General features: G+C 44.9%; 11 protein-coding genes. 3 read left to right on the forward strand and 8 right to left on the reverse strand.

Features of this window, described 5'->3' with window-relative positions:
- Window positions 1-59 precede the first annotated feature (59 nt).
- From FE296_RS27735 to FE296_RS27750, 4 genes are all read right to left on the reverse strand, one after another.
- Entirely contained in the window at window positions 60-1796 is a 1737-nt protein-coding gene (locus FE296_RS27735; RefSeq protein ID WP_150367124.1) for an extracellular solute-binding protein, read from the reverse strand.
- Between the two features lie 251 nt (window positions 1797-2047).
- The gene (locus tag FE296_RS27740) at window positions 2048-3454 is read right to left on the reverse strand and encodes a response regulator transcription factor (RefSeq protein WP_150367125.1); all 1407 of its coding nucleotides are present in this window, start codon (window positions 3452-3454) and stop codon (window positions 2048-2050) included.
- Window positions 3451-5163 carry a sensor histidine kinase gene (locus FE296_RS27745; protein ID WP_150367126.1) on the reverse strand — a complete coding sequence of 571 codons (1713 nt, stop codon included), beginning with the start codon at window positions 5161-5163 and terminating at the stop codon, window positions 3451-3453. Before FE296_RS27745 ends, FE296_RS27740 begins: the two co-directional genes overlap by 4 nt.
- Before the next feature lie 236 nt (window positions 5164-5399).
- Window positions 5400-11783 carry a rhamnogalacturonan lyase family protein gene (locus tag FE296_RS27750; protein ID WP_150367127.1) on the reverse strand — a complete coding sequence of 2128 codons (6384 nt, stop codon included), beginning with the start codon at window positions 11781-11783 and terminating at the stop codon, window positions 5400-5402.
- Between the two features lie 208 nt (window positions 11784-11991).
- Between FE296_RS27750 and FE296_RS27755 the strand changes: the two genes are divergently transcribed.
- A complete protein-coding gene (locus FE296_RS27755) occupies window positions 11992-12864 on the forward strand; it encodes an AraC family transcriptional regulator (RefSeq protein WP_076210573.1) in 873 nt (290 codons plus the stop codon).
- Between the two features lie 131 nt (window positions 12865-12995).
- On the opposite strand, the gene FE296_RS27760 is transcribed toward FE296_RS27755, so the two are convergent.
- Window positions 12996-13733, reverse strand: coding sequence for an SDR family NAD(P)-dependent oxidoreductase (locus tag FE296_RS27760; protein WP_150367128.1), 738 nt, complete (start codon window positions 13731-13733; stop codon window positions 12996-12998).
- 176 nt (window positions 13734-13909) lie between these two features.
- Here FE296_RS27760 and FE296_RS27765 point away from each other — a divergent pair, with 176 nt between their 5' ends.
- The gene (locus FE296_RS27765; protein ID WP_150367129.1) at window positions 13910-14524 is read left to right on the forward strand and encodes a TetR/AcrR family transcriptional regulator; all 615 of its coding nucleotides are present in this window, start codon (window positions 13910-13912) and stop codon (window positions 14522-14524) included.
- A 520-nt stretch (window positions 14525-15044) separates the two neighbouring features.
- Here FE296_RS27765 and FE296_RS27770 read toward each other — a convergent pair.
- Window positions 15045-15872 (reverse strand): hypothetical protein, encoded by an 828-nt coding sequence (locus FE296_RS27770; protein ID WP_150367130.1) that lies wholly within the window; start codon window positions 15870-15872, stop codon window positions 15045-15047.
- On the reverse strand, window positions 15829-16128 hold the full coding sequence (locus tag FE296_RS27775; protein ID WP_150367131.1) for an immunity 53 family protein: 300 nt from the start codon (window positions 16126-16128) through the stop codon (window positions 15829-15831). Before FE296_RS27775 ends, FE296_RS27770 begins: the two co-directional genes overlap by 44 nt.
- A 177-nt stretch (window positions 16129-16305) precedes the next feature.
- Between FE296_RS27775 and FE296_RS27780 the strand changes: the two genes are divergently transcribed.
- On the forward strand, window positions 16306-16662 hold the full coding sequence (locus FE296_RS27780) for a DUF3221 domain-containing protein (protein WP_150367132.1): 357 nt from the start codon (window positions 16306-16308) through the stop codon (window positions 16660-16662).
- 188 nt (window positions 16663-16850) lie between these two features.
- Here the strand turns inward: FE296_RS27780 and FE296_RS27785 are convergent, their stop codons facing one another.
- Complete coding sequence (locus FE296_RS27785; protein ID WP_150367133.1) at window positions 16851-18461, reverse strand: glycoside hydrolase family 43 protein; 1611 nt, start codon at window positions 18459-18461, stop codon at window positions 16851-16853.
- Window positions 18462-18471: the final 10 nt, after the last annotated feature.

Genomic DNA, 18471 nt, shown 5'->3' on the forward strand with positions numbered 1-18471 from the left:
ATGAACCCCTTTCGTTGAAGAAAGGCTGCGTATCGCAGCCCTGCTACTGTGCATGGATATTATTGTTTGGATGCGATCTCATCTTCAATTTCCTGAATGACTTGATCACCGCCTTGTTTTTTCCAGTTATTCACGAATGTATCGAAGTAATCCAAAGGTTCTGAACCCGTTATAATTTTGATAAACGATTCCTGCTCCAACTTCGTCAGATTGGCCCACGTCTGTTTCATGCTTGGTGTAGTGCCGGAGAAAGCAGGTGTCATCCAGACAAATTTGTTTTCCTGAGTCAGTTTGTCGATTAGTCCCACTCCGTTAATCCGCGAATGATATTTGGACCAAGCAGTCACATCATCCGTATCCATGTCACTCAAATAAGTTTTGATGCTGCCGATAATGTTTTTCGATTCGGTAGTGCGAACCTCATCCAGGGAAATTTCTCCTTTGATTCCTCGAACAACGTCAGAGTAATCATCCAGCAGCGATGTAGCCGAGTTGACTTCGATATTAAAAGGTCTCGTAGATCCGTCTACCCCGGTCTCCTGATATTTGGCAGCTTCCGGCATGGTTGTAGCGGCATCTTTATCATTGGCCAGTTTATCGTAGAACAGGTTAAGAATCTTAACGGCCAGTTCAGGGTGTTCATATCCCTTTCTCACCACGATAAACTGATTGGATGGATTGGCATGCGCCACGTTGACCTTGCCGTTTGCATCTTCCAGCGTATAAGCCGAGAATTTCGCATTTTTATCCATCTGTTTTGCACTGATCAGTCCCCAGTCAGGGATATGCCACGGTCCAAAGGCAATACCGCTTTGGCCATTGGCGTAGAGTGCGGTAATATCGTCAAACGTGCGGGTTCCAAATTGCGGGTCAATGATCCCATTCTTGAACCAATCCGCCATGATACCAAGCATCTTCTTCGTTGCTTCTGTCGTGGAACCATACACGATTTTGCCGTCTTCACCATTCATCCAATATTGCGGGAAGGCTCCCTCGGTTGAGGCCACACCAAGCATCGTATAAGCAGAGCCATTGTAATCTGTTGTGTTCATCGTGTTCACAAATGGAATACCTACCGGGTTACCGGATTGACCAGGATCTCTTTTCAGGAATTCCTGTGCCGTTTTCTCTACCTCATCGAGCGAGATGGCACCGTCTCCGTCTGCATCAAGTTGAATCCCCAACAGATCCAACCAATCCTGACGAACCCAAACCATCGTGGGTGCAGAATCCAGAGAAGTCGCCGGAAGTCCCATCAAACGTCCGTCAATCGTCGCATTTTCTAATGCACGGCCATCATAGGAATCGTATATCTGCTTGATATTATCCGTAGCATATTGATCATATATGGTTGTTAGATCCTCTATCAGATCATTATCCACCAGCTCTTTCAATTCATCTTTGGAATCAACACGCATCATGTCTGGCAATTCCCCGGATGCGATGGCGAGCGAAACCTGACGGCTATAATCTTCGCCATTGGCTTCAAATTGATCTGTAATCTGAGCGTTAAACGTGTCTTTGACCAGCCGAGTATATGCGTTGTTCTCATAGGTATCACCCGCCGGCAGTTTTGGGTTGGCTGTGGTTACCCGTCCCATGGTTACGGTTATTTCGTCTTTATAGGCACTAAACGGATCTCCTGGCGTTACCTCATATTTGCCTGCTTCCTCTGCAGTAGGAGGATTGGAAGAGTCTCCACATGCCGCTAGGGCTGCAACCATCAAGGCGGACATGGACAGCACGGCCAGACGCTTTGTCACCCGTTTGCTTTTAATAGACCATTTTGTTCTCATCTAGTTCGATTCCCCTTTATCTGATGTTTAATATATTTGTTTGCGCTTTCATTATAAAATGAAATGAAGGCCAATCGAGATAGGGATTACACGTCCGTTTGGATAGAGAAATGCTTACAGTTTTCAGTCCGTATGATGAAGTATGGTTAACTTGTGATCATTTACCCTACCTACTGACCAACATTCGTCTATCTACCCCTCTTCTCGATCAAAAACAAAAGCCGGCAGCTCCTAAAACAGGAAGCTGTCGGCTATTTATTTCCTCTACCTAGCTGCCGATATTCGCTTGGCAGAAGACCTGTCAGTTCTCGGAAAATTCGGCTGAAATATTTTTCATCCGTATAACCCACTCGCTCCGCAATCCAGAAAATCGTATTGTTCGTATTGAGCAAGTACTCTTTGGATTTCTCTACCCGGATGAAGCGGGAGTACTCATTAAAGGTTTTCCCCATCAGATCTTTGAAACATTGACTGAAATAACTTCGGCTGATGTTGAGTTGTTGGGAGAGACCTGAAGCTGTATAGGCCTGCTCCAAATCATGCTGCACGATCATCACTGCTTTTTTCACGGCATCGATGATTTCCTGTGAATATGAAGTCTGTTCATCAGCCTTTCGAATGCCTGCAGCAGTCTGTTTTATCCATTCTTCAACCTCGTACCAAGATTCGAAAGAATGGATCATCGAGATTCTTCCAAGCGTAGTTTGGGCAAAAATACGGTTCCACTCCATTACGATCGAGTACAGCAATCCCATCAACTGACCTTTATGTAATCGTAAGGATATAAACTGGTCAACAAGTTGTTTGTAGTAACTATCGTGGTGGGTCCATGGTGTTTGGAACCAAGTTTGCTTAATTCGATCAAGGTCCTCATCCTGCGGTTCTTTTGAAAATGTATCTTTCTCATTCATGGAAATGGTAATGACTTGATTATTGGGATTGTACGCATAGAATAAACTCGTCTCTGTATAATTCCTAATCCAGTTTTTGATTTGCGACCATGTTCGCTCTTGTACATCAGACAAAACCAACAACGTACTATGGGGAACTTGATGCAGGCCTTCCTTCAATTGATGAAAAAGTTGATCCTCTTTGGACGGGGGTGCAGCCCACATGCAGCTATTACGCTCAATCTCCCACCTTATCAGATCTTCATGCGCAGTTAACTCTATTGGCCACTTCTGCTCTGATTTACGATCCTGGGAAACAAGTGCATACACATTTGGATAATAGACATTGATTTCATCCTGCGAAGGCATCTTTCTTGTCGTGTTTGTCAACCCGCTAATTCGGGTATGTATCCGCTGCAGAACATGTTCGAATTGCTCTTTCTCAAGCTGCACTTTGGCTATATAATCGATGGCTCCGAGTCTTAGCGCTTCCTGGATATAATCGAAATCCTGATGCAGTGTTAACACAACGATATGAAGTTCGGGATAGAGCTGCCTCGCAGCTCGCATCAGTTCAATTCCTGACATGACGGGCATCGCAAGATCCGTTAGCATCAGATCGACCGGTTGGGTTTTTAGGAAATCCAGTGCTTTCGCCCCGTTGCTGGCCTCTCCTACAACCTCCATGTTGAACTCGTTCCATGGCATCGCAGAGCTAATGCCTTTGCGTACCAACTTATCATCATCTACAATCAATACCTTAATCATGCCGAGATATCTTCTCCTTTAATAGGCAATACGAGCAGTATGTTTGTCCCTGTTCCCAATTCACTCTCGATCACCAGTTGTGCTTGATCCCCGTACTGTGCCTTCAACATGCGGTGAACGTAATTGAGTCCGATGCCCATCCCTACTTTTTGTTGTTCAGCTTCACGATTGTTCAGCAGATTATGAATGGTATCCTCAGTCATACCTGCACCATTATCTTGTATCATAATGTTCAACGTTGAAGTGCATGTCACTTCAATCTGAATAAAACCTTCGTCACTCAATCCATGATATAACGAATTTTCAACCAGCGGTTGCAGAATGAAGCGGGGCACAGGAATTTGAAGCACTTGTTCATCTGCAGTAATACGGACGTCAAATTCAAAATCATAGCGAATTTGCTGCAAAATCAGATACTGTCTTAGGGCATCGATCTCCTCTTCCATGGTGGATACTTGCCCTAATTTGCCTAGATTGTAATAGAGCAGCTTGTTCAAGGACTGCACTAGCTTGTCGATCTCACCTTGTCCGTTCATGACGGCCAGCCAGTGCACCGTATCGAGCGTATTCATCAGAAAGTGCGGGTTGATCTGATAGAGCAGTTTTTCCACTTCCAGGTCTGCACGTATCTTCTCTTTCTGCTGAACTTCCTTGAAGAGGTCACCAATTTGATGCTGCATATTCGAAAATTCACCCAATAGAAAATCAAATTCAGGAATCTGAGTGCGAGCTCGGTTCCCTTTCGTTTGTGGATTTTTGGACATCCCATTGATCTCCGAATGGAACAGACCGAGTGGTTTGTAGACCATCTTCCACAGGAGCCAAGCGAGAAACACGGTAAAGCCGAGGAAAAATAAAGCGACCAGCAAAATTTGAAGCAACCACTGGTTTTTCTCCTGTTGATATTGAGACTGCGAAATGACCGATACGACACTCCATTTCTGTGAGGAATCCTCCTTGAACCAGTGATACCCGCGGGATATTCCGTCCTTGGCAGGATCGGCCGTTAAGCTGGTGAAATTCTGTCCAACCTTCATGGCTTCCGGTATTTCGCTGTACACAATGTTGCCTTCACCATCCAGGATGAGATGAGATAATGCGCCGTTGTATTGATTGTAGCCCAAGATATCCTGTGTGAGGCGAAAGCCTGATTCTACGTAAATGAACACGTCGTTCCTCTCGGAAAGTTGTACTTTACGCATAGCAGACAGAACAAGTTGATCATCAAATCGGTTCATACTCATATGAGGGCCATAGTACTTAATGCTATAGGTTTGGAAGAGCACAGGCAGAGACTCAGGAGAGAAACGATCCTTAATTGGAAAGTTGCCGAACTGAGTAGTACCTTCTTTTTGAAAGTAATACAGGGTTAATCCGATATTAGGATTGGTGAAGGTGACAACACTTAACTCGTTCTTTAATTCGTCCCTGGCCTCAATCAGTTCGAAGATATCGGAGGAAGGATTCAAGAATTCATCTAATCTTTTGCCTAAAGTACCCCTGTAAGATAATTGTTGCGTAACATGATTCAGATTGGTGATGGAGTTCTCCAATGAGGATGTCACCTGCTGTAAATTGCTACGGATACCATCATCGATCTTATTTGCGAAAATGGAGTCGATCGTATAATAAGAAATCGCAAATATACTGATAAAGGGGATAAACGCACTGAGAAAGAACAGTAAAAAGATTCTTTTTTTAAGTGTCATGGGAACCTATTCTCCTTCTGAAAATGAAACAGCAAGCTCCCTGCGTATGGAAGCTTGCTCCAAGTCCAATTTCCTTTCATCATTATAGATTGATATTCAAATAAGTCAAACGCTTTCATACTGTGCGCATATAAAAAAGTGCTACTCCTCAAAATGATGAGGAATAGCACTTTTATATGCGTACCTTACTTCAGTTGTAATCACTTCTTGTTCATGGAATGCTCAAACATTTCAGTCTACTCTCGTACCGTCACATTTAATTTGTGTGATCTGGTTTCCCCTGAAGAATTACGAAGTGCAGCTTCATACTCGTAGATTCCGGGTACCCTTCCAGAGATTGAGGTAACCGCAGACTGTGCACCAGGCGAATGAGATTGCAGTGATTGTGTGTCAATCAATACACCATTTTCGTAAAGTTCGTATTCGGTTGCGTTTGTTCCCCACCACAGATTCATGGTGACATTATAGTTGCCGTCACCATCCCAGTTGTCGTTCGACAGAACAGCTTGCCCCGGGGAAGCATCCGTGACGATGACTGTCAGTGGAACACTCATGGTTGAACCCAGTGCATTGATCAATTCTCCAGTATAGATATAGGTGCCATTTTTCTTTCCAGTAATATCAACTTGAACAGATTGGGCGGATGGAGATTGATCGACCAGAGAAATTTCTTTAATCAATTCACCATTCTCATACAGCTTGAACTGATTGCCGTTATTCCCCCACCACAGATTCATCGTGATTGTATAGTCTCCGTCTTTGAGCCCCGTGTCGTAACCATTATTATCAGATAACACCGGAGTGCCAGGGGCACCGTTTGCTAGTGGCGTTGTCTGATGGAGCCATTCCTCCCACTTAATCAGCACACTTGCCTGCTCATCCGTAAATACGGTTCCTCTAGCTGATTGAACGTCATTACCGTAGGATGCAAGCAATTGACGCGCTTTTGCTCCTTCACGATTGTTTGCTGCCTGTTTGGCCTGCTGTAACGTGTTTGTGAGCTGATCAGCAAGAACACCAGCATTAGGATCGATCGATTCATCAGCAAAGGCGTTGGTCAGATTAATTAGGCTGTCGAATGTAGCAATAACGCCAAAACGATATTCTACCGTCTGTTCCCAGCCAGCCAAATCAGAGACCGTTGCCGTAACCTGGTTCAGACCGGGTTCCAGTGTATACGCAGGAGTGTCGAGAAGCACACCCTCCGGTTCTTCCACACCGGATACCGAATCGGAGGCTGTATAGCCAATTTCCACATGCTGATCAATGGTGTACTCGGTTTGACCATGAATTTCAATGGTTGGAGGTACGAGATCAATGGATATGGACAAAGACTGTTCACTCTCTTTGTTGCCGTCAACATCGACACTCCAGTAGGTGATGGTATGTGTACCTTCTTCAGTTAGAGTCAACTGTGTGCCACTCACCGTTTCGCCCCCATTGATTTGATAATAGGTTCCTTCGATCTCGGAATCTTCATCACTTGCTGTGAAGGTTACTTGTGCCGGAGAAGTATACCAGCCGTTCTGCAATTCTCCTTCCACAGTTGCCGTAGTATGCGGGGCTTCCTGCTCCGGAGTTTCTCCTTCCAACGTAACAAAATCAGATAAAGATATATTCAATTCCTTCACAAGACGTGCCACGAGTTCAGATACCTTGATTGCACCATTCATTTGCAAATGTGTGTTGTCTTCGGTTGTGCCTACCCACATAAATATCGATTTGGTTCCTTCTGTACCAAGCTTCTGGAAATGCTCCCAACTGGCCTGATTCAGATCGATGATGAGTGTTTCCGTTTCCTGCGCAGTTTCTTTCATCGCCTGAACGTATTCCGGGAAGCTTTTGTTCAGCACCTCTCCGGTAAAATCACGACGATTCACTGGCGTGACCAGAACCGGAATCGCACCTCTCTGCAGAGCGCCGTCAATGTATTCTTTCAAATATACCTTGAACTGCTCGGGCGTGAGATAACGCTCTGGACGTGAAGGTGTGGAATCATTATGAGACCACTGCATGAACAAATAATCGCCTTCTTGAATGTCGAGTAAAATATCGTTGAGATATCCACCGACCAGGAAGGTCTTGCTGCTCAAACCTCCAACTGCCCGGTTATCAATACTGACTTCATTTGCATCAAAAAAACCACCCAACGTTTCTCCCCAGCCTGCTTGCGGACGATAGTTTTCCGCGTAATTGGCCACAGTGGAATCGCTGGCCAAATAAATAACAGGTTTATCGCTTGCACTGTGATCTGGCAGACGCTCCAGCTTCAGCGCATTGATCTTTGGTGCATTTCCGGTGAAGTTGAAGTTAAATACCCCATCAATCAGAGCAATGTCGTACGTAATTTCTTTGAACTCGCCTTTGGCAACGGTTGTGAGCGGCAACTTTGTCATCTGTTCTACAACGACATTTGCGCTGGTTGATTCCTCCGCATCCCCGATGGTCATCGTTACCCGGTAATTGGCCGGTTCCATCTCCGCCAGGAAGGAGGTGCCGTTTACCCGTGTGAAATCCTCCTTGAGCAAATCTCCGGTTTCCCGGTTCTCATCTTTGGTCAGCGCAGTATCAGCAAAGCCGTACCCATTGCCTTCAATGTACGCTCTTTTGGCATCTACCTTGATGTATCCGTCGGCTGCGTCGCCAGAACCAAAGTCAAATTTGTATTCACTTATCTCTTCGCTTGGTTCACTTGTCAATGAATCCTTCGCCACAGTTAACATGTTAAACGTATGGTTAACTTGAGATTGCGTGGCTTCCGTATTGAATATTGCTTCCGCAGCTGCCAAAGCCCGGTTCACCACGGCCTTCGATGCATCCGTATAATTCGACAGATCGAGTGCTTTGATCTCATCGTACAGAGCGATTAAGGCAGTCTGATCGCCGCCCTCCGAAGAGAGCTGAGTGCCCTCAATTCGCACGTTGTCGATCTGGGTAGTCCAGTTCAACGTGCCTCCACCGCCTTTTCTCGTTCCCAGGAACCGCATGGATCTGACGTTGTCCGCATATGCGGCTGAACTCAGCGAGATATCTGCAATCGTTTGTGTAACTGTCGGATCGGCTAGGTTCGTTAATGTCAGATCCAATGTTTTCTCGGAAAAATTAACGGTTGCATCCACAGTGACCCACTGGTTCTTGGAAATATCTGTAGCCGTTCCCCCTTCGGGTATGGCTGTATCCCCTGTGCCGTAGTCTGGGTTATATGCACCGACAAAATAATGAATTTTGGTGCTTCCGGTTTTGGTATACAGCGTGAACAGGGCATTTTCGTTAGAATCCTGTATTGTGAGGTGACCTTCTGATGGATAGGCACTCACATTACCGGATTGCCAGTCAAAGTTCACGTTCACCTGATCGCCGTTTACGGCATCGAACAGACGGAATACCTTGGCCCGGTTGCCCGATCCGGAACCCGCGACGGACAGTACTTTATTTCCGGACTGTTCAACAACGGTTCCCGTCATGGTTCCTGCAATACCCGTGGCATTGACCATCGCATATTGGTAGCCCGCAGCGTCGCCTTCAAAATCCTCCTCATAGAGCTGGGCTTCCGGCTCTGGCTCTGGCTCGGAAATATCCGGGTCAATGACCAGTGATGAAATGCTCAGCTCCATGTCTTTGACTGCACCAGCAACGAGTCCGGCAATTTTCCGTGCACCATAGCTGCTGAAATGCGTATTATCGTTGATCCCATTTGGGTATTTTGGATATTCACCCGGATTAGCATATAAGAACACTTTTTCCGTAGCTGTGTTACCAATTTTGTCGTAGTAAGCAATACTCAACTTGCTGAGATCAATCAGTGGCACGTCCTGCTCTTCAGCTACTTCTTTGGCAGCCTGAACATATGCCGGGAAGCTAACGTTGAATTCTTGAGTCACTGTATTAAAATCTCTGCGTCCAACCGGAGTCAGCAATACCGGTGTAGCGCCCCGCTGTTTGGCACCGTTTACATAACGAGCCAAATAAATTTTATAGTCCTCCGGTGATGCGTACCGGTCCGGTATCCCTGCACTGGCGTCGTTATGACCAAAGGAAATGAAGAAGAAGTCCCCCGGCTTAATTCGCTGCAGGATCGTATCGAGACGACCGTCTACCATAAAGGATTTACTGCTTCGGCCACCGATCGCATCGTTCACGACGACTGCCCCATTGGAGAAATAACGTCCGAACTGCTGGCCCCATCCTTCTTGAGGAGCCTGCGCTTCACTGTAAGATTGCATGGTTGAATCACCAGCCATATAGATCGTTGTTGCCGCACCAGCCGCTTTCTCTGGATATTTCTCGATGATGACGTCTTGGATGTCTATGGCTGTACCCGTGAAAAGAAGATCGAGCTGTCCATCCACCACAGCAATATCATAGGAATACTCCAGTGGCGCTCCTGCTGTCACATTGGTTACGGCGAGCTTCTGGACGAATTCGGATTTGACTCCAACGTTCGAGTCATTTGCATCATCGCCCAATCGCAGCGTCACCTTATAGTTCGCATTGGGCAGATCAATGGCAAATGCCGTGCCCGCCGGGACCGAAACCTGTTTTGCCCCTACCGTAATACCATTTGTATCCTTGAAGCCGTATCCCGGATCTTGTGCGTATAGCGTATCCTGTATGTTCGTACTTCCTGACGCAGTCTCTGTGCCAAAATTAAAGCGGTAGACCGGCTCCGGCATTTCAGCTTCGCGAGTCAGCGCCAAATCGGCTTTAGGGAATGTCGTAGCTTCCGCTCCAAGATAAAAGCCGGTATGAGGCGGCTGGTTGTAAGCTACATTTTGCCAGGCTATGCCAAGTCGATACACAGGGTCCTGCATCAGCGTAGGGATGCGATAGTCTGAAGGAATGGTCGTTGTGTAAAGACGATACTCCGAACTATCTTCGCTCCGCAGCAGAAGCTCCTCACGCCAGTCGCCCAGAATGTCCGCCTGAAGTGCCGGATTACCTTTGGTATGGTTGTTCGTTAACGTACCGGTTGCCCGCAAGATTTCATTCAACTTTTTGTTTTGGTAATCCCACTTATAGATGAGCGGAATTCCTTTGGCTGTGCCATTATCCCACTCATGGTCCAACAGCTCCCGCTGAAGATCTCCATCCCACCAGATGGCAAAGTTGGCGGTTTTGGGCCCTTCGTCCACAGTGTAGATAGCCTCTCCGGCTGCTGAATAGGTATTGGTTACAGGGACATTTTGCCCGTTGGTAACGGTCGTGGCCCATGATTCGTAACCTGGATAGTTCGGATCAATGTCCGCCGACATCCCGCGACCGGTGTCAAAACCTGTTTTCTCACCCCAGAGGATTTCACCTGTTGCTGCATTACGCATCTCCAGTCCGTATGCCGCATCCGAATGCTCATGCACGCTTACGACCTGATAGCCCGCCCGGTTCGGATCGAGCTGGCCGGCATGCATAGCATCACCGTGGCCGAGTCCGGTGCTGTACAGCAAGCTGCCGTCATCATCAATGGCCAAAGCGCCAAACATAATTTCGTCCTTGCCGTCCTTGTCGACATCCAGCACACTTAGATTATGGTTGCCCTGTGATTGATATTGTGATCCTGCTTCGTTTGTGTCGAACGTCCAGCGCTTGACGAGTTCCCCGCCAACATAATCATAAGCAACAAGCACTGTGCGGGTATAATAACCTCGGCTCATCACGACACTTGGCTTCGTACCGTCCAGATAAGCAATCGCGCCAAGGAACCGGTCTACACGGTTGCCATAGCCGTCACCCCAATCACTGACATTGCCTCTTGGCGGATCATAATTCACGGTGGATACAGCCGCGCCAGTCTCACCGTTAAACAGCGTGAGATATTCCGGTCCTGACAGTATGTATCCGCCATCGTTGCGATAATCCTTCGTGCCGTCACCAATGACCGTGCCTTGGCTGTCCTTCGTGCCGTCCGCCGTCTTGACAACAACCTCGGCCTTTCCGTTGCCATCGAGGTCATACACCATTAACTGCGTATAATGCGCTCCGGCGCGGATGTTGACTCCCAGGTCAATCCTCCACAGCTTAGTGCCGTCCAGTTTGATGGCATCGATATAGACATTGCCCGTATAACCGGCCTGCGAATTATCTTTGGAATTGCTCGGACTCCACAAGAAAACAATTTCATATTCGCCATCCCCGTCCAAGTCAGCTACGGAAGCATCTCCTGCATAATAGGAGTAGGTTCCACCATCCTTAGTCCGGCCATCGGCCGGTTTATCAAGCGGAATAGGCAGATAATCGTTATGCCAGACCGATACAACCTCCGGTTGCATTTGCTCTTTGCCTGCAATAACGGTCGAGATCTGATATTGCGAGCTGTCGAAACCAGTGGTGTCCACATAGTTCGTCACATCGCTTATGGGCGATGCGTTCACTTTGGTTCCATTTTTATATATATTAAAAGCGATATCATCTGGATCGTTGTTTAAATACCTCCAGCTCAGAAAAACGCCGTTGTCTACAAGAACCGCAACCAATCCCCGGTTAAGATACTCTGCTTGGCGACCCGGCAGGCTGCTTGATGACTCTGCACGTATCGGCGCTGGGGGGACAGCCAGTGAAATAACCATAAGGAGTGCTAAAAAAGATACAAACATCGATTTCTGAATGGAAACAGTTCTTCGGATCATTTGATTAACTCCTCCTTATCTAAAAATTCATTTGTAGAATCATCAGTTCGATCCTGCCCTGCTTGTTGTCAAATGAACACAATTTACAGCCACCTCCTTTTTATGTTACCGCTTACATTTATCTTACAGGTCTAAAAAAAGACAGACAATCTAAAAAATGTGACGTATTATATAAGATAATTGACTTTTTTAGGAAGGAGACGAAACGATGGTTCATACGGTTTCTTATGCTTTTCGCAATGACGATACATCAATCATGACACTGGACTCTATTGGATGGCAGATCGTTTCTAGCGAGGAATATCGTTGTCCAAGTGATGATAGACCAGACCCGGGACACGTTGTTTTTCAATACACGCTTAATGGTCAGGGTTATCTGGATATTGAAAATCAAACGATTCCTTTACCAAAGGGACATGCCCTACTTGTTAAAATATCCGGAGAACATTGCTATTACTATAAACAAGAGAACAACGAACCATGGGAATTTATATGGATTAACATTCGCGGGGATGAAGCCAACCGAATATGGGATATGATGCATGATAATGAGGGACATGTCATTCGACGAAACGCGGACTCTCCCTTGATTCAAGAGTTATGGCAAATTATCCATTTGATTCATCAAGAGAAAGTTACGGACAAGTATCGCTTGTCCATGCAAGTCTATCGCTGGTTGCTTATCCTGGTACAGACGAGTCGGGATGCGGAGAAGGATATCGGTGCCCTATCCATAACAACGATTGAGAAATGTAAAAAGTTCATCCGAGAGAATTATGCATCTCCATTGACGTTGGATCTTCTAGCCAGCCATTGTGATATCAATAAACACTACTTGTGCAGGTTATTTCAGAAATCCGAGAAAACCTCACCGCTAGCCTATCTCAAAGACAGACGCATTGAGGTTGCAATCCGGCTACTCCGCACAACGGAACTCCCGATTTCCCAAATTGGTCAACAATGCGGTTTTGAGAGTCCCAGCTATTTCGGCAAAGTTTTTCGTCAATATATGTCCATGTCGCCCAAAGAATATCGCTTGAATAAGTTGGAGTTTCCTTATGAGGCCATCTATTATGAATAGCTAATCTCGCTGTTTGTTAGTTGTCCTTGGCTCGGGAACTGCTCTTATACCAATAAAATAAAAAAAGCCGCTAGATTAGCGACTTTTAATGGAACTATGTTCTTTCTTGTGTGCTTTGACAATTGCTACACTTATTGAGCGGTGTATCCTCCATCTATGATGAGGCTATTTCCTGTCATATATGAAGAGTCGTCGCTAGCTAGGAACAGAACGGCTTTCGCCATCTCTTCTGCTTGACCCAGACGTTTCATTGGTGTTGCCGCTGAAAGTGCTTGTTTGCTCTCTTCCGGAATAATCGGTGTATCGATGAAACCTGGGCAAAGGGAGTTCACCCGAATATTCTGCTCAGCATACTCCAGCGCGAGGGAACGAGTCAGATTCACAACGCCACCTTTAGCTGCATTGTATGCTGCTGAACCAGGCGAACCAACCCATCCGTACATGGATGCCGTGTTGACGATTGTGCCTCCGCCGATTTTCAGCATTTCGCGTATCGACTCACGAGCGACCAAGAAAACGCCGTCCAGATCAACATTGACCGTATTGCGCCATTCGGCATAATCAAGCTCATGTGTAGGATGAACACGTCCAATGCCCGCATTGTTGAATACGATATCCACTTGACCAAATGCTTCTACGGTTTGTTTGAAAATCTCGGAAACCTCTTCTTCACTCGTGATGTTTGCTTTGATAAAGAGAGCTTCCGCATTAAGCGCTTTCAGTTCCTGCTCAAACGCCTTGCCTTTTTCTTCATTCAGATCGACCAAAACCACTTTGGCTCCCTCGGAAACGAACAGACGGGCTGTCGCTGCGCCGATTCCGGATGCTCCTCCTGTAATAATTGCTACTTTATCCTGTAGTTTGCCCATGAATAAATCCCCCAGTATAATATTTTGAATAGCGCCTATATAAATAGTGCTATATGATGTTTACAAAACTAATTCTATGCTTAAAATTGTAACATTCCAATCATTAAGATATGACCAAGTGTCTACCTCGTAGACACTTCATAAAAATATGTCTATATTTATAGGAGTTTTTTTGAATGAATAATGAACTTACTGTGACAGCTCAACATCGTAATCGAACCAAGGAGCACCTAAAAACCGCTCTGATTCAGCTTATTAAGAAAAAAGGATTTCATGGTGTTTCTGTCAAAGACATCGTTGATCAGGCCGGTTATAATCGCAGCACGTTTTATTTACACTACCAGGATAAATATATTCTCGCCGAAGAGTTGTTGAGTATGACACTCGAAGGATTGAGGGGTGCAGTAGGTAAACCCTATTGGCACGGTCAAAAGGTTTCAACAAACAAGCTGGATGCCGAATCTTTTCAAATCGTGGATTATATCTACGAACACCGTGACTTCTTCGAACTGATTCAATACGATGATACGTTACCTGGTTTACATACAGGCTTTCCACAAACCATACTCAAAATCTATCAGGAGCAATTTGTCTTTGAGACGATCAACAACTCCCCAGTGAACATGGACTATTTCAAGTACTATACCGCCTATGGTTTTTTTGGATTGTTGAACAATTGGATATTAAGCGGATATCGCGAATCACGTGAGGCATTTATTAAAAACGTGATTGAACTCACCAAAACGCATATTCACTCTTTTCTTTATGTAGGTGGCAAGTTTGACGCATGATCTCGAGTAAGTTGATTAAATTAGATGTATACATAAAAAGTCGCTATATTAGCGACTTCTAATGGGACTATATGTTACCTTATATGCATCACAGCAATCCTTATTGAATAGCCAATTTCACAAATCACAATTATTTATTGTCTAATCGGAGATGACACAATGGTCTTGTCCGTAGCTTAAATTTGTCCAAATGAGATTAATATCTTTCGAGTTCTGCCTTCAAATCCTCAATTAGTATCCCGACATCCAGTACAGCAGCATCAACTTTATTAAAGAATTTATGCTGCATTGGTATCCCCTGTGGCTCTTGCATTTTTGTGTTTCTTGCTCATGTTACATTTAGATCACGTTTGATTTCACCTCTCAATGAAGTTGAAACCTTATCATCATTTGCTATCTCTGTACGTCTAACTTGTTTTCTGACCCTCCCATTTTCTTGCCGCAGACGACGTTCCCTTTTTAATTGCTTTTACTGCAGATTTTGTTATATTCTTCTTAACAGAGGGTTCGACTATTTTTTCTAACGGCCAAAATATTTCAGGGTTGCAGAGTACTTTTCAGTGCCTGTTTTATTAATTAAAGCAACTTCAAAATCAGATACCCATGTAAGTTCACCTAGATGTTCAGCATAGGCAAATTCATCTGGTTGTTCTGATATGACCTTCTCAAAGAGTACTTGCGTACCATCTCGTTGTAAAACCGATATGAATATATCCATACTTTCTACATTATGATGGCAAATGACTCTAGCATTGTACTTCTTATTAGGGCTCTTCACGGATTTTTTCCAAGTCCATTCATTTACATAATCTAACTCCTCTATTTGCAAAGCTATCTCCCTAAATGGATCAATCTCCCAATTATTACGTAGAGCAAGTTTCTCTATGCCTTCCATTAGCAGGCGAAGCGTAGTCTTTTTTTTCTCCAACTCATTTTTTGCACTAAAGTCATTCAAACTAAATTGGATTGGTACCGAACACACACCAGAATCGTTAACAATCCGTTCATCCGTAATATTTTCTACACATTCTATTAGGACTTTCCAACAATCTTTCGTTTTGTATTTCCCCAGCAGACGTTCATACATCGCTGTAATACAGCGAGTTTCCAAACTAAAAGAGCGTCTTTTCCATTTCCAATTCAACGCATAATCTAATTTTGTTGCTTCGTTCCGCTCGCATTTTTGCTTTTTCATTATAGATTCAATATTTTCATCATCTACAATATACGGTAAATCTAAATCGAATTCTTTTAGATACATCATCTGATCCTCTCCATGGTTTAAATCCTGAGTCAATGCATCATTAACTTCTATCCAAACTTGAAGCCCAATTTTTGAAGCAATCAAGCATCTCTTCTAAATTTTTTGCTCCCCCTGCACTGTGAAACACGCCATCTCTCACGATACAGTAGAACCAATCTTTTTCATTTCTCTCTTCTTCAATCGAATCAAATGGCACATCTTCTAAATAGGTATCCGTCAAATCGATTTCGACAGACCAACCAGGATTATCCACCGTATCAATTCGCACACCGTGTGAATGCTCCCAATCGCCGTCACAATTTTCATAATACCAGCTTTGAATCCATTGTAAGGTATCCATCGTCGTGACCTCTTTTTTTGTTTTTTTCTACTCTAGGAACTTATTATTTAAAGGAATCCTCAAGCCATGTTTCATACTTTTCTCGTATGAACTACCTTTTAGTAATAATTTACTTTTTTTATGTAGGGTATACTTAAAAGCAAGGGGAAAACTTTATTTCAAATCAAGGAGGTTATTATGAAAAAAATAATATTGTTTATCTTCATTAGTATGATTATACTTGCGGGCTGTTCTAACAAGGATGAGAAAGAGAATTATCCAGTTTTCGAGGGCACTGTAGTATTTAAAACAGATGAAAATGACAAGTACAAATTTCTTGTACTACAAAATATAAGTAAGGAAGATCTGGAGAATGGAAATCTTGAGGATCTTATAGAACTAGCACAAGACCAGGAAGCTTCGTATTATTTGGTCGATAGAGAAACATATGAAACAATTGAGATAGGCCAAAGAGTAAGAATCACTGCTGGCTTTGACCAACTAGAACCCTCGCCACCCATTAGGACGATTGTGAGTATTGAACAAATCAATTAAAACATACTAAATATCAACTATTTTAAGCTTTCTATAATTTCCTCATTACAAAATATAGGCTACGATTTTTTCTATTGCAAAATGATAAAAAGACCTTAACGTTTCCGCGAACGTAAGGTCTTTTTATCATTTTGGTTTCAAAAGTTCTAAGTTAATATCGCGCGGTTAAATCTGACAGGCCTCTCCTCTCATTCCCCTCCCGCAGCTGCATGCTTTGTCTCTTTATACACAAAGTAATCAAAATCGGCATGTTTTCGGGTTCCGCCGAGATCCTGCACACAAAGTCCGATGTATGTTCCCGTAAACCGAATATACTCCGGAGATTCATCGGACAGATGTGTTATATCAACCCACTCGCCTACATGATTCCAGGATGAATCACTATTTATTGCATAGTAAAAGCGGGCTCGATCTTGATCCACCACAGCCTTTAAACGGAGCGTGCTCACCGACTCTAGCGGAATATCCTCCAGCAGTTCGTCGTATACCCCGTATTTGGACTGAATGATCCCCAGGCAGACCCCTTTATCCTCATGATAAGTTACACGTAAGTAGAGATAGTCCTGGGTATCGTAGTACAAAATCAATCCTGCCATTTGCTGTGGATGGTCCGGCGCAAATTCCAGACACGTCTCGGCTTCACATTCCAAGGCCTGAAGTCTCCGTGCGATCATGCTTTGCCTGTGCGTTGAACTCATTGACTCCATGCCGTGCAAGCGCAAGTAACCGGGACGTTCCGTCAAGGTGAGCCAAGTCGAATCGGGTGAAATGCGAAGTGTATTCCACTCATTCCGAAGCTCAAAGTGATCGAAATGATCCATTTCAGCAATCGGCTCAAACGGATGGGACGGGATCATCGGTGCAGGCACCTGAACCTCCGGATATCGGTCACCGCTCGCGAGTCTCAGCCAGCCGTCCTCGCTCCACGAACACGACTGAAGTGCGGTCTCACGTCCAAGAATGCAATATTTGTGATGAACGGGTCGTCCGACCAGATGAGCCATGTACCATTCGCCGGTGTGCGTTTCGACTAGACTACCGTGGCCTGCCTTATGCAGAGCTAAATCCGGTCTGCCATATGAAGTGAGGATCGGATTGGCAGGATCGACCTCGTAAGGGCCTTGTAACGTACGGGAACGTGCTGCGGTAACCGCATGCTCATAACCGGTTCCACCTTCAGCCGTAATGAGATAATAATAGTCGTTGTGTTTATACAGGTGGGGTGCTTCGGTCAGGCCTAATTCTGTTCCCTTAAATATGTTCATGGCCGGTCCGATCAGCTTATGTTCCTGGACGGAATATTCCTGAAGAACGATGCCTGCAAACCGATTTTTGCCCTTACGGTGATCCCATATCATATTGACCAGCCATTTACGCCCGTCTTCATCATGAAACAGGGAAGGATCAAAACCGCTGCTGTTCAGATACACCGGCTCGGACCAAGGGCCCTCAATATCCGTTGCTGTCACAAGGTAATTGTGGGTATCTTTAAAAGCGCCTACCCGGCTTTTGACATCGGTGTAGATCAGGTAAAACATACCGTTGTCGTAACTAAGACATGGTGCCCATACACCTCCGGAGTTAATGTTACCCTCCATGTTCAACTGCGTTGCACGAGTCAGCGGTGAAGTGATTGGCCGCCAATGAACCAGATCCCGGGAATGGTGAATCCGTACACCAGGGAACCATTCAAAGGTGGAAGTGGCAATATAATAATCCTCCCCCGCTCGGCATATGGACGGATCGGGATGGAAACCGGGAAGAATGGGATTGGTGATCATTTTCTTGATCTTATTCATGGAAGAAACC

Source organism: Paenibacillus sp. UASWS1643 (assembly GCF_008693195.1).
GTDB classification, from domain to species: Bacteria; Bacillota; Bacilli; order Paenibacillales; family Paenibacillaceae; genus Paenibacillus; species Paenibacillus amylolyticus_B.

Bases quoted from the DNA above. Each gene is read 5' to 3' on its own strand.
- FE296_RS27750 (WP_150367127.1), bottom strand. From the start codon at position 11,783: ATGATCCGAAGAACTGTTTCCATTCAGAAATCGATGTTTGTATCTTTT.
- FE296_RS27745 (WP_150367126.1), bottom strand. From the start codon at position 5,163: ATGACACTTAAAAAAAGAATCTTTTTACTGTTCTTTCTCAGTGCGTTT.
- FE296_RS27740 (WP_150367125.1), bottom strand. From the start codon at position 3,454: ATGATTAAGGTATTGATTGTAGATGATGATAAGTTGGTACGCAAAGGC.
- FE296_RS27775 (WP_150367131.1), bottom strand. From the start codon at position 16,128: ATGGATACCTTACAATGGATTCAAAGCTGGTATTATGAAAATTGTGAC.
- FE296_RS27735 (WP_150367124.1), bottom strand. From the start codon at position 1,796: ATGAGAACAAAATGGTCTATTAAAAGCAAACGGGTGACAAAGCGTCTG.
- FE296_RS27760 (WP_150367128.1), bottom strand. From the start codon at position 13,733: ATGGGCAAACTACAGGATAAAGTAGCAATTATTACAGGAGGAGCATCC.
- FE296_RS27785 (WP_150367133.1), bottom strand. From the start codon at position 18,461: ATGAATAAGATCAAGAAAATGATCACCAATCCCATTCTTCCCGGTTTC.
- FE296_RS27765 (WP_150367129.1), top strand. From the start codon at position 13,910: ATGAATAATGAACTTACTGTGACAGCTCAACATCGTAATCGAACCAAG.
- FE296_RS27780 (WP_150367132.1), top strand. From the start codon at position 16,306: ATGAAAAAAATAATATTGTTTATCTTCATTAGTATGATTATACTTGCG.
- FE296_RS27755 (WP_076210573.1), top strand. From the start codon at position 11,992: ATGGTTCATACGGTTTCTTATGCTTTTCGCAATGACGATACATCAATC.